We start from the raw sequence: 24,724 nt of genomic DNA on the forward strand, positions 1-24,724 counted from the left end.
GGGTGTCCTGAATTCGAATGTTTGAAGGTCAGTAGCGTCACCCTAAAGCAACGCGGGGCCAGGGAACAGACTCACCTGGCCTTAATCGATGAGGTTCACGCAGCCTTGGGCTTGGGCGGGAATTTCGGCGCATGCAGGCCCAACTGCATCCCGCGCTCGACCATGGCCATGATGTCTTCCTGCGCCACTTCGAACAGGCGCTTGAGCTCAGGCAGTACGAAATACAGCGGTTGCAGGATGTCGATACGGTAGGGGGTGCGCATGGCCTCCAGCGGGTCGAAGGCTTGATGCTCGGGCTCGTCCGACAGGCTGTACACCGTCTCCTTGGGCGAAGACAGAATGCCACCCCCGTAGATACGTCGGCCTTGCGGCGTGTCTACCAGGCCGAACTCGATGGTCATCCAGTACAGGCGCGCCAGGTATACCCGTTGCTCTTTGGTGGCCGCCAGGCCGAGCTTGCCGTAGGTGTGGGTGAATTCGGCGAACCAGGGGTTGGTCAACAGCGGGCAGTGGCCGAAGATCTCGTGGAAAATATCCGGCTCTTGCAGGTAGTCCAGTTCTTCACGGGTACGAATAAAGGTCGCCACTGGAAACTGCTTGCTGGCGAGCAGTTCGAAGAAGGTCTGGAAGGGGATCAATGCCGGAACGCGGGCGACTTGCCAGCCTGTGGTTGCGGCCAGCACTTGGTTGATCTCACCCAGTTGCGGGATGCGATCCAGCGGTAGACCGAGCTTGTCGATGCCGTCCAGGTATTCCTGGCAGGCACGGCCCTCGATCACTTTCAACTGGCGCGTGATCAGGGTGTTCCACACCGCGTGTTCTTCCGGCGGGTAGTGGATAAAACCTTGCGCATCGGGCTCGCGGGCCACGTATTGCGTCTGCTTCATACGGCTCTCCTGCTAGGCATTCGTTCTTGTTATGTCCTGCGATGAGCTATTGATAACCCGCTGGGCGTTGGATTCCACCTACCTCCAGCGGTGATGCGTAGGAAAATATACCGGTTTTCGTAAAGTATTCGTTACAGCTGTAGGGCTAATCTTTGCGCTGGGCTGTGAAACGTGCGCAAGGTGTCACATAATCTTGACGACTATCTGCGCCCAGTGACAAAAAGACGCGGCGCCTTCCCACTTTTCGAGCCCTTTCATGCGTATCAAAGTGCACTGCCAGAACCGTATCGGCATCCTGCGGGACATTCTCAACCTGCTGGTAGAGTACGGCGTCAACGTCGCCAAGGGCGAAGTCGGCGGTGAGCATGGCAACGCGATCTATCTGTTTTGCCCTAACCTTGTGAACATGCAATTCCAGGCGCTGCGCCCGCAATTCGAGGCGATTGCCGGGGTGTTCGGGGTCAAGCGCGTCGGGCTGATGCCCAGTGAGCGGCGGCACATGGAACTCAACGCGCTGCTCGGCGCCCTGGAGTTTCCGGTGTTGTCGATCGACATGGGCGGTTCCATCGTTGCCGCCAACCGTGCCGCCGCGCAGTTGCTCGGGGTGCGGGTGGACGAGGTGCCGGGGATTCCGTTGTCGCGTTATGCCGAAGACTTCGATCTGCCGGAGTTGGTGCGCGCCAGCAAGTCGCGGATCAACGGCCTGCGGGTCAAGGTCAAGGGTGACGTGTTTCTGGCGGACATCGCACCGCTCCAATCGTCCGAACACGATGACAGCGAGGCCATGGCCGGTGCGGTGCTGACTTTGCACCGCGCCGACCGCGTTGGTGAACGCATCTACAACGTGCGCAAGCAGGAACTGCGCGGCTTCGACAGTATTTTCCAGAGCTCCAAGGTCATGGCTGCGGTGGTGCGTGAAGCCCGGCGCATGGCGCCGTTGGATGCACCGCTATTAATAGAAGGGGAAACCGGCACCGGTAAAGAACTGCTGGCCCGTGCTTGCCACCTGGCGAGCCCGCGTGGGCAGTCGCCGTTGATGGCGCTTAATTGCGCAGGCCTGCCGGAGTCGATGGCCGAGACCGAGCTGTTCGGCTACGGGCCTGGTGCGTTTGAAGGCGCACGGGCCGAAGGTAAGTTGGGGCTGTTGGAGTTGACGGCCGGCGGTACGCTGTTTCTCGACGGGGTGGGAGAAATGAGTGCGCGCTTGCAGGTGAAGTTGCTGCGGTTTTTGCAGGACGGTTGCTTCCGCCGTGTAGGCAGTGATGAGGAGGTGTACCTGGATGTGCGCGTGATCTGCGCCACCCAGGTGGACTTGTCCGAGTTGTGCGCGCGCGGCGAGTTCCGCCAGGACCTTTACCACCGTCTCAACGTGCTGTCCCTGCACATCCCCCCCTTGCGCGAATGCCTTGATGGCTTGGCGCCGTTGGTCGAGCACTTCCTCGATCAGGCCAGCCGGCAAATCGGCTGTGCATTGCCTAAGTTGGCGCCGGCTGCCATGGATCGCCTCAGTCACTACCATTGGCCGGGTAACGTGCGGCAGCTGGAAAACGTGTTGTTCCAGGCGGTGTCGTTGTGTGATGGCGGCACGGTCAAGGCCGAGCACATTCGTTTGCCGGACTACGGCGTGCGTCAGCCGCTTGGCGATTTTTCCCTGGACGGCGGCCTGGAAGAGATCGTCGGGCGGTTCGAGAAGGCGGTGCTGGAAAGCCTGTACGCCGAGCACCCCAGCAGCCGGCAATTAGGCAAGCGTCTGGGGGTGTCTCACACCACCATCGCCAATAAGCTGCGTGATTACGAAATCCTGAAGACAGATAAATAACCTGCCTGACTCAGCGCGGTTAAAACTGTGGGAGCGGGCTTGCTCGCGAATGCGGTGGACCAGTTACACATGTGCTGACTGACACTCCGCATTCGCGAGCAAGCCCGCTCCCACATTTGATCTCTATCGCCGATAAGACCGGCGCTTGCCGCAGGCGGCATAAGTCCGCCGTTTTTCCGACTACTCCCTGATCCTGAATTTTAAAGACACCCCCGAAAACCCCCGCCCCGCCTGGACTTCAGGTTCTTTTTAAAAGTTGGTTCGCAAATTGCTTAAGCCTCGTCAGTACAGCGGTGGGCGGCAAGCGTCCGTCAGAAAGAGGAAAGAGCGTGGACAAGTACCTTTATGTGGCAATGACCGGCGCCAGCCAGAATGCACTGGCGCAGAAGGCCCATGCCAACAACCTGGCGAACATTTCCACCAATGGTTTCCAACGTGACCTGGAGCAGGCGCGTTCGATGCCGGTGTTCGGTGACAGCTTTCCCGCACGGGCATTTGCGATGACCGAGCGGCCTGCCACCGACTTTTCCCCGGGCGCCATGATCGAAACCGGCCGCGACCTGGACGTGGCCGTCAGCGGCGACGGCTGGATGGCCGTGCAAACCCCGGATGGCGGCGAAGCCTACGTGCGCAGCGCCAGCATGAATGTGGATGCGCTGGGCGTGCTGCGGGCCGGCAACGGTATGCCGATCATGGGCAACGGTGGCCCGATTGCCGTGCCGCCCCAGCAGAAAATCGAAGTGGGCGCCGATGGCACCATCAGTATCCGCGCCATGGGTGAAGGCCCACGGGTGATGGCGGAAGTAGACCGTATCAAGATGGTTCAGCCCGACCTCAAGAACATGACCAAGGCCCTCGATGGCACCATCCACACCAAGGACGGCAAGCCGGCGCAGGCCGACGCGAACGTCAGGCTGACCTCGGGTTTCCTGCAGGCGAGCAACGTCAATGCGGTGGAAGAGATGACCTCGGTGCTGGCGCTTTCCAAACAATTCGAGCTGCACATCAAGATGATGAACAGCGCCAAGGAAGACGACCAGGCCATGACTCGCGTTCTATCGATGAGCTGAAGCCGGCGACGACTGACGACTAATTTTGCAACGCGGCGCCAACAAACAGGCGCACGAAGGAGAACAACATGCTTCCGGCTCTATGGGTTGCCAAAACAGGCCTGTCCGCCCAGGACACCAACCTGACCACCATTTCCAACAACCTGGCCAACGTGTCGACCACGGGTTTCAAGCGTGATCGCGCCGAGTTCCAGGACTTGCTCTACCAGATCAAGCGCCAGCCAGGTGCTCAATCGACCCAGGACAGCGAGCTGCCGTCGGGCCTGCAATTGGGTACCGGTGTGCAGATCGTCGGCACCCAGAAGAACTTCAATGCCGGTAACCTGCAACAAACCGGTCAGCCACTGGATATGGCCATCAATGGCCGTGGGTTCTTCCAGATCCTGCAGCCGGACGGCACTACGTCGTACACCCGTGATGGTACGTTCCACCTCGATTCCAACGGCCAGATCGTCACGGCCAACGGTTTCGCGCTGGAGCCGGCCGTGGTGGTTCCTGCCAACGCCAAGACCTTCACCGTGGGCAACGACGGCACCGTATCCATCACCGTGGCCGGTAACCCGGCGTCGCAAGTGATCGGCAACCTGCAAACCGCGGACTTCATCAACCCCGCCGGCTTGCAAGCCATGGGTAACAACCTGTTCCTGGAAACCGCTTCCAGCGGCGCGCCGCAAATCGGTACCCCGGGCCTGAACGGTTTCGGTACCACCCTGCAAAGCACTCTGGAAACCTCCAACGTCAGCACGGTTGAGGAGATGGTCAACATGATCACCACCCAGCGCGCCTACGAGATGAACTCCAAAGTGATTTCCACTGCCGACCAGATGCTCTCGTTCGTCACGCAGAATCTGTAATCAAGTCTATGGGGCGCTCTTGAAGGCGCCTGCAACACCGTGAGGTAAGGGTCATGAATCGCTATGTTTCTGTTCTGGCATTGAGTGGGATCGCCGTGCTCGCGGGCTGTGTCGCCCCGACGCCGAAACCCAATGACCCGTACTACGCGCCGGTGTTGCCTCGTACACCGTTGCCGGCGGCGGCCAACAATGGCTCGATCTACCAGGCCGGTTTTGAACAGAACCTGTACAGCGACCGCAAGGCATTCCGGGTGGGGGACATCATCACCATCACCCTGAACGAGAAGACCCAGGCCAGCAAGAACGCCAACTCGCAGGTCGGCAAGACCAGCAAGACCAGCATCGGCCTGACCTCGTTGTTCGGGGGTGTGCCCAATACCAACAACCCACTGGGCAGCGGTGACCTGAGCCTGAACGCCGGTTATTCCGGTGACCGCGCCACCAACGGCAAGAGTGCGGCGGGGCAGGGCAACAGCTTGACCGGTTCGATCACTGTGACCGTGGCCGACGTATTGCCCAACGGCATCATCGCCATACGCGGCGAGAAATGGATGACCCTCAACACCGGTGACGAGCTGGTGCGTATTGCGGGCATGGTGCGGGCCGATGATATTTCCACCGACAACACCGTGTCGTCGACGCGGATTGCCGATGCGCGCATTACCTACTCGGGCACGGGTTCGTTTGCCGATGCGAGTCAGCCGGGCTGGTTCGACCGTTTCTTCCTTAGCCCGCTGTTCCCTTTCTAGGTGGTCATTGTGAAACTCAAACAGCTGATGGCGGCAGCACTGTTGCTGTCCCTGAGCGCAGTCGCCCAGGCCGAGCGCCTGAAAGACATCGCCAGTATCTCCGGCGTGCGCTCCAACCAGTTGATCGGTTACGGTCTGGTGGTCGGGCTTAATGGCACGGGTGACCAGACCACCCAGACGCCGTTCACCCTGCAGACCTTCAACAACATGCTCTCGCAGTTCGGCATCAAGGTGCCGCCGGGCTCGGGCAACGTGCAATTGAAGAACGTGGCGGCGGTGTCCATCAGTGCCGACCTGCCGGCGTTTTCCAAGCCGGGGCAGGTGGTCGACATTACCGTATCGTCCATCGGTAACTCGAAAAGCCTGCGCGGCGGCACTTTGCTGATGACGCCGCTCAAGGGTATCGATGGCAACGTCTACGCCATCGCCCAGGGCAACCTGGTGGTGGGCGGCTTTGACGCCGAGGGCCGCGACGGCTCCAAGATCACCGTCAACGTGCCGTCGGCCGGGCGCATCCCTGGCGGCGCCACGGTGGAACGTACCGTGCCGAGCGGCTTCAACCAGGGCAACAGCCTGACCCTGAACCTCAACCGCTCCGACTTCACCACGGCCAAGCGCGTGGTCGACAAGATCAACGACATGCTCGGCCCTGGCGTGGCCCAGGCCATCGACGGTGGTTCGATCCGTGTGACCGCGCCGCTGGACCCGAGCCAGCGCGTGGATTACCTGTCGATCCTGGAAAACCTGGAAGTCGACCCGGGCCAGGCGGTGGCCAAAGTCATCATCAACTCGCGTACCGGCACCATTGTGATCGGTCAGAACGTCAAGGTGTCGCCGGCGGCGGTGACCCATGGCAGCCTGACCGTGACCATCACCGAAGACCCGATCGTCAGCCAGCCTGGGGCGCTGTCCAATGGCCAGACGGCGGTGGTGCCCCGTTCTCGGGTCAATGCCCAGCAAGAAGCCAAGCCGATGTTCAAATTCGGCCCCGGCACCACCCTGGACGAGATTGTCCGTGCGGTGAACCAGGTGGGCGCAGCGCCCGGCGACTTGATGGCAATCCTTGAAGCTCTGAAACAGGCCGGCGCCTTGCAAGCCGACCTGATCGTGATCTGAGGCCATGGCCATGGATATGCGCAAGAGTGGGATCAGCAGCACGGCGGATTCGGGGGCTTACTCCGACCTGAACCGGCTTAACCAGCTCAAGGTGGGTGATAAGAACAGCGACGGCAACATGCGCAAAGTCGCGCAGGAGTTCGAGTCGCTGTTCTTGAACGAGATGCTCAAGTCCATGCGCTCGGCCACCGACGCCCTGGGCAAGGACAACCCGATGAACACCCCGGCCGCCAAGCAGTATCAGGAAATGTACGACCAGCAACTGGCGGTCTCGCTGTCGCGCGAGGGGGGCGGTATCGGCCTGGCCGACGTGCTCATGCGCCAGATGCAGAAGAACAAACCGGTGGACGCCCAGGCGGCCACCTTGCAAGGCCCGGCAGCGGATGCGCCGGTCAAGAAAGTCGATGTGCCGACTGAAATTGCCGCAGGCACGCAAGCCGAAGGCCCATTGGGGCGTTCCAATGGCCAGCGTCCTTTGTGGGCTTACCGTGTGGCGGTGCCGGAAGGCAGCAATGCCCACGCCAATGATATGGAGCTGATGAACCAGCGCCGTATTGCCTTGCCGAGCAAGCTGACCGATCGCTTGCTGGCGGGCATCGTGCCGAGTACGGAGGTCGCCGCCGTCGCCAAGACTGCGCCGCTGCGCAACAGCGCTGCCGATGACAACGTGGTCAACAGTGCCGCCCACAGCTTCGCCGTACCGAGCGGGCGCATGCAGGTGTATGGCCGTGCCATCGCCCAGCCGCCACTGGCGCCGGCGAAGAAAGCCTTCAGTTCGCAGGATGAGTTCGTCGCCACTATGTTGCCGATGGCCAAGGCGGCGGCGGCGCGAATCGGTATCGATCCGAAGTACCTGGTGGCGCAGGCCGCCCTGGAAACCGGTTGGGGTAAATCGGTGATGCGCGCCGAAGACGGCAGCAGCAGCCATAACCTGTTCGGTATCAAGGCCGGCCAGAGTTGGCAGGGCGGCCAGGCACGCGCGATCACCAGCGAGTTTCGCAATGGCGCGATGGTCAAGGAAACGGCGCAGTTCCGTTCCTATAACTCCTACCAGGACAGCTTCCATGACCTCGTGACATTGCTGCAAAGCAATGATCGCTATAAAGAAGTTGTGAAATCAGCCGACAACCCGGAGCGGTTTGTACGCGAGTTGCAAAAAGCCGGATATGCAACCGACCCGGACTACGCCAGCAAGATTTCGCAGATCGCTAAAACGATGAACAGTTACCAGAATTACGCTGCCGCGGGCGCGACCACACATTTATAAGGTCTGAATCATGAGTTTGCTCAGTATCGGGATGTCAGGGCTTAACGCCTCTCAAGGATCGTTGTCGGTCCTGAGTAACAACATTGCCAACGTCAATACTCCGGGATACTCGCGCCAGCAGACCACCCAGAACGCCAGCGCCAACAACCAGTACGGTGGGGTGTTCATCGGCAGCGGTACGACCTTGGCGGACGTGCGCCGCATTTATAACGATTTTCTGGGAGCCGCCTACCAGAGCAGTACCGCGCTCAACAGCGATGCCACCGCATACGCGGGCCAGGCCGCGGCGATCGACAAAACCCTGTCGGACAAATCCACGGGTATGTCCGCCGCGCTCAGCGCATTCTTTTCATCCCTGCAAACCGCCGCCGCCACGCCGAGCGATGTTTCCGCGCGGCAATTGCTGATGACCAGCGCGCAGACCTTGAGCAACCGCTTCAACTCGATTTCCACACAGTTGACCCAGCAGAAAGAAGGCATCAACAGCCAACTGGGTACGCTGAGTGATCAGGTCAACAAGCTGACGTCGTCGATCGCCTCGCTCAACAACCAGATCACAACCGCCCAGGGATCATCGACCAGTGCGCCGGCCAACCTGCTGGATGCGCGTAACGAGGCGGTGCGTTCGCTCAATGAGCTGATTGGCGTCACTGCTACCGAGAAGAACGGCCAGTTCAGTATCACCACCGGCACCGGGCAGTCGCTGGTGGAGGGCAATATTGCCAATACCATTTCAGCGGTACCGAGCAAGACCGATAACAGCCAGTACACCATCCAGCTCAACATGGGCGATACGAAGATGGACATCGGCTCGGTGATTTCCGGCGGCAGTATCGGCGGCCTGTTGCGCTATCGCAGTGATGTGCTGATGCCGGCCATCAACGATTTGGGGCGCATCGCCATTGCTACCGCCGACAGCGTCAACACCCAGTTGGGGCAGGGCCTGGACCTGAACAGTGATTTCGGCTCCTCGCTGTTCAGTGATATCAACACTGCGGCCACCATTGCCCAGCGCAGCCAGGCGGCTGCGGGTAACAGTGCAGGCTCCGGCAATCTGAATGTGACGATTACCGACACCAGCAAGCTGTCGACCTTCGACTACAAGGTCACCTTCACCAGCGGCAACCTGTACAACGTGGTGCGTTCGGACGGCAAGGCGATGGGCTCGTTCGACACCACGACCACGCCGCCGCCGGTGATTGATGGTTTTACCCTGGCGTTGAACGGCGCCGGTCCCGTAGCGGCCGGTGACAGTTTCAAAGTCAGCCCGACGGCCACGGGTGCCAGTAATATCGGCGTCCAACTCAAGGATCCGAACAAGCTCGCATTTGCGGCACCCTTGGCTGGTAATGCCAGCAAGACCAACACTGGCGCCGGCACGTTCACACCGCCTACCTTGACCGTGCCCATTGATATCAACGGTGGTGCCGCGACCGCGCAATTGCGCACCGGGATCGAAAACTCGATGCCGGTGAAGATGGTCTTCGGCAAGCCGGCGGCGGACGGTACCCAGCCATATACCGTCAGCGATGCACAAGGCAACCCGATCGGTACCGGCAGCATCATCCCGGGCCAGGGCAACAAGATCAGCATCAATGTGCCCATGCGCGATGCCACCGGGGCGCTGATTCCGGGCAAGAGCTTCAACTTCGATACCACGGTGGCCGGCACGCCGGCCAATGGCGACAGCACGACCTTTTCTTTCAACAGCGGCGCCACCTCCGATGGTCGCAACGCCCAGCAGTTGTTGGGTTTGCAGACCAAGGCGACGGTGGGTGCGGTGGATGGCAATGCGGGTGTGAGCCTGGTCAGCGCCAATAGCCGGCTGGTGTCCCAGGTGGGCTCCAAGGCCGCCCAGGCCAACACCGACACCACCGCCACCGGCGCCTTGCTGGCGGCGAACAAGGCGGCCAGCAACTCGGTGTCCCAGGTCAACCTGGACGAGGAGGCGGGCGACATGATCAAGTTCCAGCAGTACTACACCGCGTCGTCGCAGATCATCAAGGCCGCGCAAGAAACCTTCAGCACGCTGATCAACGCCCTTTAAAGGAGTCTGGAACGATGCGTATCTCTACACAGCAGTATTTCGACACCAGCTCCAGCAAGTACCAGGATAACTATTCGGGTGTGGTGAAGGCTCAGGACCAGGCCAGTTCCGGTATTCGGGTGCAAACTGCCTCGGATGATCCGGTGGCGGCCGCCCAATTGCTGATGCTGCAGCAGCAAAAGGACATGCTGGGCCAGTTCAACGGCAACATCACCACCTTGCAGAACTCGCTCGGTAACGAAGAAACGGTACTGCAGAGCATCAACCTTGCGTTGCAGTCGGCCAGTGAGCTGGCGCTGCAGGCTGGTAACCAGCGCCTCAGCGATGACGACCGCAAGGCGCTGGCCAGTAAGGTCGGCGCGCTTGAAGACCATGTGCTGGGCCTGCTCAACAGCAAGGACTCCAGTGGCAACTACATGTTCTCCGGGTCCAAGACCGACACGCCGCCCTATATACGCAACAACGACGGCACCTACACCTATCAGGGTGATGAGACGCCGCTGAGCCTGCAGGTATCGAGCAACCTGTCGATCGCCATGGGCGATACCGGCAAGGCCCTGCTCGAAAGTTCGTCCAACACCGGTCGTACTCAGACCACGTTGTTGCCGCCGGCGGTCAATGACGGCAAGGTGGCGATTTCGGCAGGCCTGGTCACCTCCAGCACCAATTACATCAAGAACTTTGCCGACGGCCAGCCGTATAAGCTGACCTTCGCCAGCAGCACTCAATACAGCGTGACCGACAAGGACGGTAACGACGTGACGTCCGAGATCCCCGGTAACGGCACGTTTGACGCGACCAAGGAGGGCGCTTCCAGCGTCAACCTGCGTGGGGTCAAGTTCGACATCTCGCTGAACCTGGGGGCGAGTGTCGCGCCCGGTGCCGCTTCGGATGCGCTGGTAGCGGGCAAGGTGTTCACCCTGGAAAGCAAGCCGGATACGTTCAGTGTCTCGCGCACGGCCAGCAACCCGTCCACGGCGCAGTTGACCGGCGGCAGTGTGACGGACCAGGCGGCGTATGCCAGCACCTTTCCCAACTCGGGTGCGGTGATCAAGTTCACCAGTGGTACCGATTACCAGGTGTTCGCCCAGCCTTACAGCACTGACAGCAAGGCGATTGCCAGTGGCACCATCGCCGCCGGTGCCACTTCGGTCACCACGGCCGGGGTGACCTTCGGCATCAGTGGCACGCCGGGTGCCGGCGACCAGTTTTCGGTCGGCGCTACCAGTAACAAGAACATGAATGCCTTGGATACCCTGGGCCAGTTACGCAAGGCCCTGGAAACGCCGTCGGATGGCAGCCAGGTGGCGATGAATCAGCTCAAGGACGTGGTCAATACCAGCATCGCCAACCTGGCGAATGCGACCGCGCAGATCGACCAGGTCCGTGGCTCCATCGGTGCGCGTAACAATGCCCTGGATATCCAGAGCCAGGAAAACACTAGCCTGGGCCTGGCCAACACCACCACCATGTCGTCACTGGCGAACGTGGACATGGGGCAGGCGGCCATTGACCTGACCTTGCAGCAGACCATGTTGCAAGCCTCGCAGCTGGCCTTCGTGAAAATCTCCCAGTTGAGCCTGTTCAGCCGCATGTAATCGGCGTCCAGACCAACGGCCCACCCTGGCAACAGGGTGGGCCGTTGTCGTTTCGGGTGTCAGGAACGTTGCGCGGTTTTGCACAAAGCGAACAAAATTGAGTGACCTGTGAGTCATTAAGCGCATCTTCACTGTATCGTGTGAAAAGGATAAGTCGTCACAGGGTCCTTGCGGGGCGGCTTTCAGCGAGTTTTTTACGGGGTTTTCCCCTTTATTGTCAGCACTCCGGGCGCAGTCCCTGGGGTGTTCTCCAGCTATTTAGTATTGGGAAGCCACAATGATTGGCATAAAAAGCATCGCCAGTTACGTGCCGGCAGACGGGGTGGATAACTACGCCCAGGGCGCCAAATTCGCCAAGGATGAAGATTTCATCATTGGCAAGATCGGTTCGGCGTTCCTGCCACGCAAGGATGCTGCGCAGGAAACCTCCGACCTGTGCGTCGAGGCGGTCAACGCTCTGTTTGCCAACAACCCGCAGTTGAAGCGCGAATCCATCGACGCGCTGATCGTCGTGACCCAGAACGGCGACGAGGAAGGCTTGCCGCACACGGCTGCCATCGTCCAGGACAAATTGGGCCTGCCTACCCATGTGGCCGCGTTCGATATCTCCCTGGGCTGCTCCGGCTACGTCTACGGCATCTATGCGATGAAGGGCTTCATGGAAGCCACTGGCCTGAAAAACGGCCTGCTGATCACCGCCGACCCGTATTCGAAGATCGTCGACCCGGAAGACCGCAACACCACCATGCTCTTTGGCGATGCTGCCACCGCCACCTGGATGGGCGAGGACGCACCGTGGTTACTGGGCAAGTCGAAGTTCGGCACCGATGGCTCCGGTGCGCCACATCTGAAGGTCAGCGACGGCGTGTTCTTCATGAATGGTCGCCAGGTGTTCAACTTCGCCTTGCTCAAAGTGCCGGCGCATTTGCACGAGTTGCTCGACGAGTCGAACCTTGCGCCTGACCAGATCGATGCCTTCTGCATTCACCAGGGCAGTGCGGCGATTGTCGACGCGGTGGCCCGGCGTTTCGAAGATGCACCGGTTGAGAAGTTCATCAAGGACATGGTCGAGACCGGTAACACCGTGTCGTCGAGTATTCCGCTGTTGCTGGAAAAGCACATGCTGGACGGTAGCTGGAAACGTGTGGCCATCAGCGGCTTTGGAGTGGGGTTGTCGTGGGGTTCGGCGATTCTCTATCGCTCGTGATGCCCTGATAGCACCGCACACAAAAACGCCCAGGCTTGAAAAAAGCCTGGGCGTTTTTTATTTGACGTCAGAAAACCTGGCAATTACGGGCGATTGAGCTAGCGTAAATGCTTGAATTACAAGGGGTGGCATCGTGCTAGTAAAAAAAATCAAAAAAGTCCTCAAGCAACCTGACTTCACGACGATAACTATTACGAAGGTTCTCTAGGCACACCCGGCGGTTGCCAGGGCCGGAAGCCGCAGTACACCACCCACGAGGATTTCGTCATGGCATTAACAGTAAACACCAACCTTGCGTCGCTGACTGTTCAGAAGAACCTGAACAACGCCTCCAATTCTCTGCAAACCTCCATGCAGCGCCTGTCCTCCGGCCTGCGTATCAACAGCGCCAAAGACGATGCGGCCGGCCTGCAGATCTCCAACCGTCTGACCAGCCAGATCAACGGCCTGGGCGTTGCGATCAAGAACGCCAACGATGGTAGCTCGATTGCCCAGACCGCTGAAGGCGCGATGCAGCAGTCCACCAACATCCTGCAAAGCATGCGTACCCTGGCTCTGCAATCCGCCAACGGCTCGCCAAGCGCTGAAGACCGTAAGTCGAACCAGGCTCAATACGCGGCTCTGACTGCTGAATTGACCCGTATTGCAACCACCACCACCTTCGGTGGCAAGAACCTGCTGGACGGTTCTTTCGGTACCACTTCGTTCCAGGTCGGCGCCAACGCCAACCAGACCATCGACATGACCATCGGTAACGTAGCGGCCAACAACATCGGCTCGCAACAGCTGAAAACCCAGGCCCTGACGCCATCCGCAACCGGCGTCGCTGGTGGTGCTATCACCGTTACCGGTGGTGGCCAGACTGCTAACGTGACCATCGCTGCCGGTGCTTCCGCCAAGCAGATCGCTGCTCAAATGAACGGCGCTGTCGGCGGCCTGAGCGCTACCGCCAGCACTGAAGCCCAGTTCACTGTGAACGCGGCTACCATTGCTGCTGCTACTCCTCCGAACGCCAACTTCACTCTGCAAGTGGGCAGCGGTACCGCAGTTCAGTTCACTGGCGTGACCAGCACTTCCGACCTGGCTGACCAACTGAAGTCCAACGCTGCCAAGCTGGGCATCAGCGTTAACTACGATTCGTCGACCAACGCTCTGTCGGTCAAGTCCGACACCGGTGAGAACCTGACCTTCAACGCTGGTGACGGCGGTGCTGCTGGTATCTCGGTCGCTACCAAAGGTGGTAACGGCACATTCGGTACTGCTACTGCCTTGGCCGCTACCGCGATCATCGCAACTGGCCAGGTTTCGCTGAACTCCTCCAACAGCTACGCCCTGAACGGCGCTGGTGTAACGGGCGTGTTCGCCGCAGCCGGTACTGCTGCCAACTCCGCGAAAACCACCGTCAACAACACTGACGTAACCACCTCTACCAACGCGCAAAACGCGATTGACGTGATCACCCAGGCGATCTCCGACATCGACTCCCAGCGTGCAGGTCTCGGTGCTGTACAAAACCGTTTCGACAATACCGTGGCCAACCTGACCAGTATCGCCGACAACTCCACTGCCGCTCGCGGTCAGATCCAGGACGTTGACTACGCTGCTGAAACCGCTCAGCTGACCAAGCAACAAACCCTGCAACAGGCTTCCACTGCGATCCTGTCGCAGGCCAACCAACTGCCTTCCGCTGTACTGAAGCTGCTTCAGTAATAGCCATGGGTAGATGACTGACGGAAGGGCGCGTTTACGTGCCCTTTTGTCTTTTGCGTGATGAGGTGACTGGACATGGACATGAGCGTCAAGTTGAACCTGTCTTATCCTGCGGCGACGCCGCAGAGCGCGCCTGCCCCTGTGAGCAACGACTCGCAGACAACCAAGGTCAAGCCTGCGGTTGCCGCGGTCGAACCCCAGCAGGACACGAAGCCGTCCGACCTTAAACAGGCGGTGGCGGATATTCGCAAATTTGTTCAGGATGCCCAGCGCAACCTGGAATTTTCAATCGACGACTCTACCCATCAAGTGGTGGTCAAAGTCATTGCGACCGACAGCGGTGAAGTGATCCGACAGATCCCTTCGGAAGCCGCATTGAAGCTCGCGCAAAGCCTTCACGACGCCAGTAGCGTGCTGTTTGACGCGAAAGTCTGAACTGGCATGAATTTTGTTGCTGTCGTTGCTTGAGGCGTCGTCCGTCAAGAAAGCGCCAGCCCCCGAATCAGGAGAACAGTCATGGGTGATATATCGGTTAGCGGCCCAGTTACGAACATCGATACCCAAGCTATCGTGACGGCATTGGTGAACGCGGAACAGGCACCCAAGCAGTCGCAGATCAATAAGCAGACGCAGACGTCGACTGCCCAGTTGTCCTCGATCGGCAAAATTCAAGCGGCGCTCGACGCTTTTCGTGGTGCCATGGACAACATGGCCAAGGACGCCAGTATTGGCGGCCTGACGGCAACCACATCGGATGCCACTGTTTCCAGCGTTACCTTGGGTGCGGGGGCCTCTGCGGGTAGCTATCAGTTGGTGGTCAACCAATTGGCGACGGCCTCGAAGATTGCGACCCAGACTTACGCTGGCGGTGCGAAGACGGTCGTCAATAAAGGCACCACAGCCACGTCGCTGACGATTTCGCAGTCGGGCCAGAACTACGCTGTCAGCGTGCCACCGGGCGCTACATTGCAGCAGGTGCGGGACTCGATCAACGCACAACTGAGCAGTTCGGGCTTGAGTGCCAACATCCTGACTGACTCCACCGGCTCTCGTATGGTGCTGACGTCGACCAATACTGGCGTCGGTACTGACATTACAGTGGGGGGCAACTCTGGCCTGGAAGCCGGTACGTCTGTCGTCGGTAGCGCTCCACAGAACGCGAAGTACACCATTGACGGTACGGCTCAGGAGTCAAAGAGTAATACTCTGACCGATGCGATCAGTGGTGTGAGCATCAAGTTGACGGCAGTGTCGCCGTTGCCGACCGGGGTTACCGATCCAACGGCTCAACGCGTCGCTTCGACCATCACAGTGGCAAGAAGCAACGATACCCTCAAGAGTTCGGTCAAGGGCTTTGTCGACACCTACAACGCGTTGATGACGGCAATCAACACTGAAACCGCCGTGACCACCAACGCCGACGGATCCACAACGTCTTCTGCGTTGACGGGCGATGCCACCATGCGCACTTTGCAGTCGGCCATCCGTACTGAGCTGAACGCAATGGGCGGGACAGGGGCGTTGAAATCCCTGGCCCAGTTCGGTGTGAACACGGATCAGAAAACCGGCAAGCTGAGTATTGATGACAAGATCTTCAACGCGGCAGTGCTGACCAACCCTACCGACATCGGCGGTATCTTCAACGGTGACAAGGGTTTGCTTGCGCGCATGAAGACCGCAACCGACAGCTATGCGCTGAGTGGTACCGGGATTCTGGCTACGCGTTCGACGACGTTGTCGAGCAACATCAAGGATCTGCAGACCCAGCAGGATACTTTGACCGCGCGTATGGCTGCTCTGAAAAAGACGCTGACCGACAAATACACCACCATGAACAACCTGGTGGCTCAGCTTACCAGTCAGCGCTCCAGTGTCATGACCACACTTAACGCACTGAATAATCCGAAGACCAGTTGATCCTCACTGAGGTCGCCCGGCAAGGTGATCACCTTGTTCGGGCGTGCCCTTCGCCAGACCGTCGGCTTAAAGTTTTTTGCAACGCCGTCGACATAATAATCAGAGCCCATTCTTTTTAGCTGTTGCCTGTCACGAGGTAGAAACATGAATCCCATGAGAGCCCTTCGCCAATACCAGAAGGTCAATTCCCATGCCCAAATCTCCGAAGCCAGCCCGCATCGCTTGGTGCAGATGCTGATGGAAGGCGCGTTGGATCGCATGGCTCAGGCCAAAGGCGCCATGGCTCGTGGTGATATCGCGCAAAAAGGCCTGCTGTTGGGCAAGGCGATCGACATTCTGATCGGTTTGCGTGACGGCCTGAACCCGGAGAAAACCGACGATCCGGCCGCGTTGCAGCAACTTGATAATCTGTACGCCTATATGACTACGCGCCTGCTGGAAGCCAACAGCAAGAGCGATGTCACCATGATCGACGAAGTAGCCGGCCTGATGATTACGCTCAAGGAAGGCTGGGACGGTATTGCAACACTGTAGGCCCTTGGGCCTGAGGATGATGTCATGAGCCACGCCCTGCAACGGATTGACGAGACCCGCGACGCTTTGGTCGATGCCCTGGCCGAGCGCAACTGGGACGCCATTGGTGAGCTGGATCTGGGTTGCCGTGCGGTGATCGATGAGGCGCTCAATAATGCGCCGGTTGACGAGGACGCCTTGCGGGAAAAACTGGAAAGCCTGCTGGCGGTTTATCAGCAGTTGCTTGAGGTGACGACTGGCGAACGCCAGGCGATTTTCGAAGAGATGTCGCAGATCAATCGAGCGGAAAGTGCGTCGAAGGTTTACCATCTGTTCGGCTGAACGGGCTCGGTTGGTCCGAACGGTGCGTCATATATTTGACTGTGCCAGCATTTTTGACTTAACTAGTGCTGTTTTCAGATTTCAGACGTCTATAAGGTAAGAAGTCTTACAGCCGTCTAGATTGCCCTGACTTTGGGGCAGGAAGTTTTACTAGGGAAGTTGCTATTGCATGTGGCGTGAAACCAAAATTCTGCTGATTGATGACGATAGCGTCCGTCGCCGCGATTTAGCGGTGATTTTAAATTTTCTTGGTGAAGAAAATTTGCCCTGCGGCAGCCATGATTGGCAGCAGGTGGTCAGCTCGCTGTCGTCGAGCCGTGAAGTCATTTGTGTGCTGATCGGGACGGTAAACGCTCCTGGCGCTGTTTTGGGCTTGTTAAAGACACTGTCAACCTGGGATGAGTTCCTTCCCGTGTTGCTGATGGGCGAGATTTCTTCCGTGGACCTGCCGGAAGACCAGCGCCGTCGTGTGCTTTCCAACCTGGAAATGCCGCCCAGCTACAGCAAATTGCTCGATTCCCTGCACCGCGCCCAGGTCTATCGCGAGATGTACGACCAGGCCCGTGAGCGTGGCCGTCACCGCGAACCCAACCTGTTCCGCAGCCTGGTGGGCACCAGCCGTGCGATCCAGCACGTACGCCAGATGATGCAGCAAGTGGCAGACACCGATGCCAGCGTGCTGATCCTCGGTGAGTCCGGCACCGGCAAGGAAGTGGTCGCACGCAACCTGCACTACCATTCCAAGCGCCGCGACGGGCCCTTCGTGCCGGTCAACTGCGGGGCGATCCCGGCGGAGCTGCTTGAAAGCGAATTGTTCGGCCACGAGAAGGGCGCTTTCACCGGCGCAATCACCAGCCGTGCCGGGCGTTTCGAACTGGCCAATGGCGGCACTCTGTTCCTCGACGAAATCGGCGATATGCCGCTGCCGATGCAGGTCAAATTGCTGCGCGTATTGCAGGAGCGCACCTTCGAGCGCGTGGGCAGCAACAAGACCCAGAGCGTCGATGTACGCATCATCGCGGCCACCCACAAGAACCTCGAAAGCATGATCGAGGTGGGCAGCTTCCGCGAAGACCTGTACTACCGCCTCAATGTTTTCCCGATCGAGATGGCCCCGCTGCGTGAGCGCGTCGAGGACATCCCGCTGCTGATGAACGAACTGATCTCGCGCATGGAGCACGAAAAGCGCGGTTCGATTCGCTTTAACTCTGCTGCGATCATGTCCCTGTGCCGCCACGGCTGGCCGGGCAACGTGCGTGAACTGGCCAACCTGGTCGAGCGCATGGCGATCATGCACCCCTACGGTGTGATCGGCGTGGTCGAGTTGCCGAAAAAATTCCGCTACGTCGACGACGAAGACGAGCAGTTGGTGGACAGCCTGCGCAGCGACATGGAAGAGCGCGTGGCCATCAATGGCCATACCCCGGACTTCGGCGCCACAGCCATGCTGCCGCCGGAAGGCCTGGACCTGAAGGATTACCTCGGCAACCTCGAGCAAGGCTTGATCCAGCAAGCCTTGGACGACGCCAATGGCATCGTCGCGCGGGCCGCCGAGCGCCTGCGCATTCGTCGTACCACCCTGGTGGAGAAGATGCGCAAGTACGGTATGAGTCGCAAAGAAGGTGACGAACAGGCGGATGATTGACGCCTGTTTTTTAAGTTACTGAAATTTCGGTAGTTTTTTTTCGGCACGGGTATTGCTACAGCCCTCGCAACGTTCCGTTTAACTGACGGTCAGCCAGCGAGAGAGCATGATGCCCCACGCCGCCCAACTATCTTCGTCCCCCGATCTTGCGGGGGGCGCCCCATCTGTAGAGCAGCAGAGCCGGCAGGGCCTTGAGCAGGCGTTTTCGCTGTTCAGCCAGATGTCCAGCCAACTGACCGACTCCTACAGCCTGCTGGAAGCCCGGGTTTCCGAGCTTAAGGGCGAGCTGGCGGTGGTCAGCGCCCAGCGCATGGAAGAGCTGGCGGAAAAAGAGCGCCTGGCCAACCGTCTGCAAAACCTCCTCGACCTGTTGCCCGGTGGCGTGATCGTCATCGACGACCAAGGGCGTGTGCGCGAAGCCAACCCGGCCGCCTGCGACATGCTCGGCCTGCCGCTGGAAGGCGAGTTGTGGCGAGAAGTCATCACCCGCTGCTTTGCCCCGCGTGAAGATGACGGCCACGAAATTTCCCTGAAAGACGGGCGCCGCCTGTCCATTGCCACCCGCTCCCTGGACGCCGAGCCCGGACAGTTGGTGCTGCTCAACGACCTGACGGAAACCCGTCACCTGCAAGACCAGCTGGCCCGTCATGAACGCTTGTCGTCACTGGGCAGGATGGTCGCTTCTTTGGCGCATCAGATCCGCACGCCCTTGTCGGCGGCGCTGATCTACGCCAGTCATTTGACTGATGAGCAGTTGCCGGCTGCCACCCACCAGCGATTTGCCGGGCGCCTCAAGGAGCGCCTGCACGAGTTGGAGCATCAAGTGCGCGACATGCTGGTGTTTGCCCGTGGCGAATTGCCGCTGACCGACCGCGTCACGCCGGCAGAGCTGATGCAATCGCTGCAATCGGCGGCCGCCACCCATATCCAGGGCGTCAATGTGCGCTGGCAGTGCGATAGCCATCTCGGCGAATTGCTGTGCAATCGCGACACCTTGGTGGGGGCCTTGCTCAACCTGATTGAAAACGCCATCCAGGCCAGCGGCGCGGATGCGCGGCTCAAGGTGCATCTCTACCGTCGCGAGCAAAACCTGCGGTTGTGCATCAGCGACAGCGGCAGCGGCATCGACCCTGTGGTGCTGCAACGGATGGGCGAACCGTTTTTTACCACCAAGACCAACGGTACCGGCCTCGGCCTGACCGTAGTCAAGGCGGTGGCACGTGCCCATCAGGGAGAATTGCAGCTGCACTCCCGATTGGGGCGTGGCACCTGTGCATTGATGACCTTGCCGCTGTTTTTCAGCCCGGCAAGCGCGGAGTAACGAAGCTATGGCTATCAGGGTTTTATTGGTGGAAGACGATCGCGCCCTGCGTGAAGCATTGGCTGACACGCTGCTGTTGGCGGGCCATGACTACCGGGCGGTCGGTTCTGCCGAGGAGGCCTTGGAGGCGGTCGAGCAAGAGGCGTTCAGCCTGGTGGTCAGCGACGTCAACATGCCGGGCATGGACGGTCATCAGTTGCTCGGCCTGCTGCGCGCGCGTCAGCCGCAGTTGCCGGTATTGCTGATGACTGCTCATGGCGCGGTGGAGCGCGCGGTGGACGCCATGCGTCAGGGCGCGGCTGATTACCTGGTCAAACCCTTCGAGCCCAAAGCCTTGATGGAACTGGTTGCCCGGCATGCCCTGGGGGTGATGCCTGCCGTCGAGAGCGAAGGCCCGATTGCCTTTGAACCGGCCAGTGCTCAATTGCTGGAGCTGGCCGCACGGGTGGCGCGCAGCGACTCCACCGTGTTGATTTCCGGCGAGTCCGGCACCGGCAAGGAGGTGTTGGCGCGTTATATCCACCAACAGTCCAGTCGCGCCAAGCAACCCTTTATTGCGATCAACTGCGCGGCCATCCCCGACAACATGCTCGAAGCCACCCTGTTCGGTCATGAAAAGGGCTCGTTCACCGGCGCCATCGCGGCCCAGGCCGGCAAGTTCGAACAGGCCGATGGCGGCACTATTTTGCTCGACGAGATTTCCGAAATGCCTCTGGGCCTGCAAGCCAAACTGCTGCGGGTGTTGCAGGAGCGTGAGGTGGAGCGGGTCGGTGCGCGCAAGCCGATCCAGCTGGATATCCGCGTGGTGGCCACGACCAACCGCGACCTGGCGGGCGAAGTGGCGGCGGGGCGGTTCCGGGAAGACTTGTTCTATCGGCTCTCGGTCTTTCCGCTGGCCTGGCGCCCGTTGCGTGAGCGTCCGGCCGATATCATCCCGCTGGCCGAGCGCCTGCTGAACAACCACGTCAAAAAAATGAAGCACGCCCAGGCGCGGCTGTCGGCTGAAGCCCAGGCTTGCCTGATCGGCTATCCATGGCCCGGTAATGTGCGGGAGTTGGACAACGCGATCCAGCGTGCGCTGATTTTGCAGCAGGGCGGGCTGATCCAGCCGCAAGACTTCTGCCTGGCCATGGGCAGTGCGGCGGCACCGTTGCCCACCCTGGCGCCCGCGCCGGTAGTCGCCGAGGCCGAAACTGGCGGTGCCCTGGGGGATGATCTGCGGCGCCGCGAATTCCAGATGATCATCGACACCTTGCGTACCGAGCGTGGCCGTCGCAAAGAGGCCGCCGAGCGCTTGGGCATCAGCCCGCGCACCTTGCGCTACAAGCTGGCGCAGATGCGTGACGCCGGTATGGATGTGGAAGCGTATCTTTTCGCTACCTGACAAATACTTGGGCTGACATGGCTTGTCGCCTTTTCTTACGAGTCGCCACGGATCTGGCACCCTTGTTGCTACCACCTGTAGTAACCGCTGCGTAGTGTCAAAAAATTGCGGGTCGTCAGAGAGAGAAGGTCATGAGCCAGGGTATTGAGTTCAATCGGTTGATGTTGGATATGCGCTCCATGCAAATGGATGCCATGGCTCAACCGAAATCCGTCGCGCCCGCGCCGGAATTGGGCCAAAGCAGTTTTGCCGACATGCTCGGTCAGGCAATCAACAAAGTCAGTGATACCCAGCAAGCGTCGAACCAGTTGGCCACCGCCTTTGAAATCGGTAAAAGCGGCGTGGACCTCACCGATGTGATGGTCGCCTCGCAAAAGGCCAGTGTTTCCTTCCAGGCCTTGACCCAAGTGCGTAACAAGCTGGTTCAGGCTTATCAAGACATCATGCAGATGCCGGTTTAAGGACGAGATTTAAGTCATGGCAGAAGCAGTCGTGGACAACGCACCCGCCAAGGCAGACGGCAAGCCGCCGCTGTTTGGCCTGTCGTTCCTGGAAAACCTTTCCGAAATGACCATGTTGCGTCAGGTGGGCCTGTTGGTCGGCCTGGCAGCCAGCGTGGCGATTGGTTTTGCCGTGGTGTTGTGGTCGCAGCAACCCGATTACCGGCCGCTGTACGGCAGCCTGGCGGGCATGGATTCCAAGCAGATCATGGAAACCCTCGCCGCCGCCGACATCGCCTACACCGTGGAACCCAACTCCGGCGCCTTGCTGGTCAAGGCTGACGACGTCGCCCGTGCGCGCATGAAGCTGGCTGCCGCCGGCGTGACGCCGTCCGACGCCAACATCGGCTTTGAGATCCTCGACAAGGACCAGGGCCTGGGCACCAGCCAGTTCATGGAAGCCACTCGCTACCGTCGTGGCCTGGAAGGCGAACTGGCGCGTACCATCTCCAGCCTGAACAACGTCAAGGGCGCCCGCGTGCACCTGGCGATCCCAAAAAGCTCGGTGTTCGTGCGTGACGAACGCAAGCCAAGCGCCTCGGTACTGGTCGAACTGTTTGCCGGTCGTTCCCTGGAGCCGGGTCAGGTCCTGGCGATCATCAACCTGGTGGCCACCAGCGTTCCAGAATTGAGCAAGTCGCAAATTACCGTGGTGGACCAGAAGGGCAACCTGCTGTCCGACCAGGCCGAGAACTCGGCGTTGACCCAGGCCGGCAAGCAGTTCGACTACAGCCGCCGCATGGAAAGCATGCTCACCCAGCGTGTGCACAATATCCTGCAACCGGTGCTGGGCAATGACCGCTACAAGGCTGAAGTGTCCGCCGATGTGGACTTCAGTGCCGTCGAGTCGACCTCCGAACAGTTCAACCCCGACCAGCCCGCCCTGCGCAGCGAGCAGTCCACCAGCGAACAACGCACCGCCAGCAATGGTCCGCAAGGGGTGCCGGGCGCCTTGAGCAACCAGCCTCCGGCCCCGGCGTCGGCACCGCAAACCACCGGTGGCGCTGCCGCGACTGCCGGCGCGATTCAGCCTGGCCAGCCGCTGCTGGACGCCAATGGTCAGCAGATCATGGACCCGGCCACCGGCCAGCCGATGCTTGCCCCGTACCCGGCGGACAAGCGTAACCAGTCCACCAAGAACTTCGAGCTCGACCGTTCCATCAGCCACACCAAGCAGCAACAGGGCAAAATCAACCGCCTGTCGGTGTCGGTGGTGGTCGATGATCAGGTCAAGGTCAACCCGGCTGACGGCGCGGTGACCCGTGCGCCCTGGAGCGCCGACGAATTGGCGCGCTTTACCCGCCTGGTGCAGGACGCTGTCGGTTTCGACGCCAGCCGCGGTGACAGCGTCAGCGTGATCAATATGCCGTTCTCCGCCGAACGGGGAGAGGTGATCGCCGATCCTGCGTTCTATACTCAGCCGTGGTTCTGGGACATCGTCAAGCAAGTGCTGGGCGTGTTGTTCATCCTGGTGCTGGTGTTTGGCGTGCTGCGTCCGGTGCTCAACAACATTACCGGCAACGGCAAGAAACAACTGGCGGCCTTCGGTGGCAGCGACGTCGAGTTGGGTGGCATGGGCGGCCTGGATGGCGAACTGGCCAACGACCGCGTCAGCCTGGGCGGCCCGCAAAGCATCCTGTTGCCAAGCCCGAGCGAAGGCTATGACGCTCAGTTGAACGCAATCAAAAGTCTGGTGGCAGAAGATCCGGGTCGTGTGGCCCAGGTCGTGAAAGATTGGATCAACGCAGATGAGTGATAATCGAGCCGCTGTTGCCAAGCTCACCCGGGTCGATAAAGCGGCGGTATTGCTGCTGTCCCTGGGTGAAACCGACGCCGCCCAAGTGCTGCGCCATATGGGGCCCAAAGAGGTTCAGCGCGTCGGCGTGGCCATGGCGCAGATGCGTAACGTGCACCGCGAGCAAGTCGAGCAGGTGATGAGCGAGTTCGTCGAGATCGTCGGCGACCAGACCAGCCTGGGCGTCGGCTCCGACAGCTACATCCGCAAGATGCTGACCTCGGCGCTGGGCGAAGACAAGGCCAACGGCCTGATCGACCGCATCCTGCTCGGCGGCAACACCAGCGGCCTCGACAGCCTGAAATGGATGGAGCCGCGTGCCGTTGCCGACGTGATCCGCTACGAACACCCGCAGATCCAGGCGATCGTCGTGGCTTACCTCGACCCGGACCAGGCTGGTGAAGTCCTCGGCCACTTCGACCATAAAGTGCGCCTGGACATCATCCTGCGCGTGTCGTCGCTGAACACCGTGCAGCCGGCGGCATTGAAAGAACTCAACACGATTCTGGAGAAGCAGTTCTCGGGCAACTCCAACGCCTCGCGCACCACCTTGGGCGGTATCAAGCGTGCGGCCGACATCATGAACTTCCTCGACAGCTCGATGGAAGGCCAGTTGATGGACTCGATCCGCGAGATCGACGACACCCTGTCCGGCCAGATCGAAGACCTCATGTTCGTGTTCAACAACCTCTCCGATGTCGACGACCGTGGCATCCAGGCGTTGCTGCGCGAAGTGTCCTCGGACGTTCTGGTGCTGGCGCTCAAGGGCTCCGACGACAACGTCAAAGAGAAGATCTTCAAGAACATGTCCAAGCGTGCGTCCGAACTGTTGCGCGACGACCTGGAAGCCAAAGGCCCGGTACGCGTCAGCGACGTGGAAACCGCGCAGAAGGAAGTCCTCACCATTGCCCGCCGTATGGCCGAAGCCGGAGAAATCGTTCTCGGCGGGAAGGGCGGCGAAGAAATGATCTAAGGCGCGTCCC

At 60.0% G+C, this 24,724-nt stretch carries 21 protein-coding genes; 20 read left to right on the forward strand and 1 reads right to left on the reverse strand.

Annotated features, from left to right (window positions below):
- Positions 1 to 95 precede the first annotated feature (95 nt).
- Entirely contained in the window at positions 96 to 887 is a 792-nt protein-coding gene (phhA, locus tag JBE38_RS01505) for a phenylalanine 4-monooxygenase (protein ID WP_060756057.1), read from the reverse strand.
- A gap of 256 nt (positions 888 to 1,143) precedes the next feature.
- Between phhA and JBE38_RS01510 the strand changes: the two genes are divergently transcribed.
- From JBE38_RS01510 to fliG, 20 genes are all read left to right on the forward strand, one after another.
- Positions 1,144 to 2,706 carry a sigma-54-dependent transcriptional regulator gene (locus JBE38_RS01510; protein WP_060756056.1) on the forward strand — a complete coding sequence of 521 codons (1,563 nt, stop codon included), beginning with the start codon at positions 1,144 to 1,146 and terminating at the stop codon, positions 2,704 to 2,706.
- 329 nt (positions 2,707 to 3,035) lie between these two features.
- Complete coding sequence (locus JBE38_RS01515) at positions 3,036 to 3,776, forward strand: flagellar basal body rod protein FlgF (protein ID WP_060756055.1); 741 nt, start codon at positions 3,036 to 3,038, stop codon at positions 3,774 to 3,776.
- A 68-nt stretch (positions 3,777 to 3,844) separates the two neighbouring features.
- Positions 3,845 to 4,630: a flagellar basal-body rod protein FlgG gene (gene flgG, locus JBE38_RS01520; protein ID WP_060756054.1), complete on the forward strand. Its 786-nt coding sequence runs from the start codon at positions 3,845 to 3,847 to the stop codon at positions 4,628 to 4,630.
- A 53-nt stretch (positions 4,631 to 4,683) separates the two neighbouring features.
- The gene (gene flgH, locus JBE38_RS01525; protein ID WP_060756053.1) at positions 4,684 to 5,379 is read left to right on the forward strand and encodes a flagellar basal body L-ring protein FlgH; all 696 of its coding nucleotides are present in this window, start codon (positions 4,684 to 4,686) and stop codon (positions 5,377 to 5,379) included.
- Between the two features lie 6 nt (positions 5,380 to 5,385).
- A complete protein-coding gene (locus JBE38_RS01530; protein ID WP_162492708.1) occupies positions 5,386 to 6,495 on the forward strand; it encodes a flagellar basal body P-ring protein FlgI in 1,110 nt (369 codons plus the stop codon).
- 4 nt (positions 6,496 to 6,499) lie between these two features.
- Positions 6,500 to 7,762: a flagellar assembly peptidoglycan hydrolase FlgJ gene (flgJ, locus tag JBE38_RS01535; protein WP_104994435.1), complete on the forward strand. Its 1,263-nt coding sequence runs from the start codon at positions 6,500 to 6,502 to the stop codon at positions 7,760 to 7,762.
- 10 nt (positions 7,763 to 7,772) lie between these two features.
- Positions 7,773 to 9,809 (forward strand): flagellar hook-associated protein FlgK, encoded by a 2,037-nt coding sequence (gene flgK, locus JBE38_RS01540; protein ID WP_205343405.1) that lies wholly within the window; start codon positions 7,773 to 7,775, stop codon positions 9,807 to 9,809.
- 14 nt (positions 9,810 to 9,823) lie between these two features.
- Positions 9,824 to 11,407 carry a flagellar hook-associated protein 3 gene (locus tag JBE38_RS01545; RefSeq protein ID WP_090369509.1) on the forward strand — a complete coding sequence of 528 codons (1,584 nt, stop codon included), beginning with the start codon at positions 9,824 to 9,826 and terminating at the stop codon, positions 11,405 to 11,407.
- A gap of 277 nt (positions 11,408 to 11,684) precedes the next feature.
- Positions 11,685 to 12,614 (forward strand): ketoacyl-ACP synthase III, encoded by a 930-nt coding sequence (locus tag JBE38_RS01550; protein WP_090369511.1) that lies wholly within the window; start codon positions 11,685 to 11,687, stop codon positions 12,612 to 12,614.
- 267 nt (positions 12,615 to 12,881) lie between these two features.
- Entirely contained in the window at positions 12,882 to 14,324 is a 1,443-nt protein-coding gene (locus JBE38_RS01555) for a flagellin N-terminal helical domain-containing protein (RefSeq protein ID WP_205343406.1), read from the forward strand.
- A gap of 75 nt (positions 14,325 to 14,399) precedes the next feature.
- Entirely contained in the window at positions 14,400 to 14,759 is a 360-nt protein-coding gene (locus JBE38_RS01560; protein WP_205343407.1) for a flagellar protein FlaG, read from the forward strand.
- Between the two features lie 81 nt (positions 14,760 to 14,840).
- Positions 14,841 to 16,241, forward strand: a complete 1,401-nt coding sequence (fliD, locus tag JBE38_RS01565; RefSeq protein ID WP_090369514.1) for a flagellar filament capping protein FliD — start codon at positions 14,841 to 14,843, stop codon at positions 16,239 to 16,241.
- A gap of 144 nt (positions 16,242 to 16,385) precedes the next feature.
- Complete coding sequence (gene fliS / locus JBE38_RS01570) at positions 16,386 to 16,775, forward strand: flagellar export chaperone FliS (RefSeq protein WP_205343408.1); 390 nt, start codon at positions 16,386 to 16,388, stop codon at positions 16,773 to 16,775.
- 24 nt (positions 16,776 to 16,799) lie between these two features.
- Entirely contained in the window at positions 16,800 to 17,096 is a 297-nt protein-coding gene (locus tag JBE38_RS01575) for a flagellar protein FliT (RefSeq protein ID WP_090369516.1), read from the forward strand.
- Between the two features lie 169 nt (positions 17,097 to 17,265).
- Complete coding sequence (locus JBE38_RS01580) at positions 17,266 to 18,741, forward strand: sigma-54 dependent transcriptional regulator (RefSeq protein WP_205343409.1); 1,476 nt, start codon at positions 17,266 to 17,268, stop codon at positions 18,739 to 18,741.
- 109 nt (positions 18,742 to 18,850) lie between these two features.
- Entirely contained in the window at positions 18,851 to 20,062 is a 1,212-nt protein-coding gene (locus JBE38_RS01585) for a sensor histidine kinase (RefSeq protein WP_205343633.1), read from the forward strand.
- Positions 20,063 to 20,069: 7 nt separating this feature from the next.
- Positions 20,070 to 21,446, forward strand: a complete 1,377-nt coding sequence (locus JBE38_RS01590; RefSeq protein WP_205343410.1) for a sigma-54-dependent transcriptional regulator — start codon at positions 20,070 to 20,072, stop codon at positions 21,444 to 21,446.
- Positions 21,447 to 21,577: 131 nt separating this feature from the next.
- Positions 21,578 to 21,907 carry a flagellar hook-basal body complex protein FliE gene (fliE, locus tag JBE38_RS01595; RefSeq protein WP_016972029.1) on the forward strand — a complete coding sequence of 110 codons (330 nt, stop codon included), beginning with the start codon at positions 21,578 to 21,580 and terminating at the stop codon, positions 21,905 to 21,907.
- 16 nt (positions 21,908 to 21,923) lie between these two features.
- Positions 21,924 to 23,702 (forward strand): flagellar basal-body MS-ring/collar protein FliF, encoded by a 1,779-nt coding sequence (gene fliF / locus JBE38_RS01600; protein ID WP_205343411.1) that lies wholly within the window; start codon positions 21,924 to 21,926, stop codon positions 23,700 to 23,702.
- Positions 23,695 to 24,714: a flagellar motor switch protein FliG gene (fliG, locus tag JBE38_RS01605; protein ID WP_060756039.1), complete on the forward strand. Its 1,020-nt coding sequence runs from the start codon at positions 23,695 to 23,697 to the stop codon at positions 24,712 to 24,714. The genes fliF and fliG overlap by 8 nt, the downstream gene beginning before the upstream one ends.
- Positions 24,715 to 24,724: the final 10 nt, after the last annotated feature.

The organism is Pseudomonas sp. ICBG1301 (assembly GCF_016918385.1).
Taxonomy (GTDB): Bacteria; Pseudomonadota; Gammaproteobacteria; order Pseudomonadales; family Pseudomonadaceae; genus Aquipseudomonas; species Aquipseudomonas palleroniana.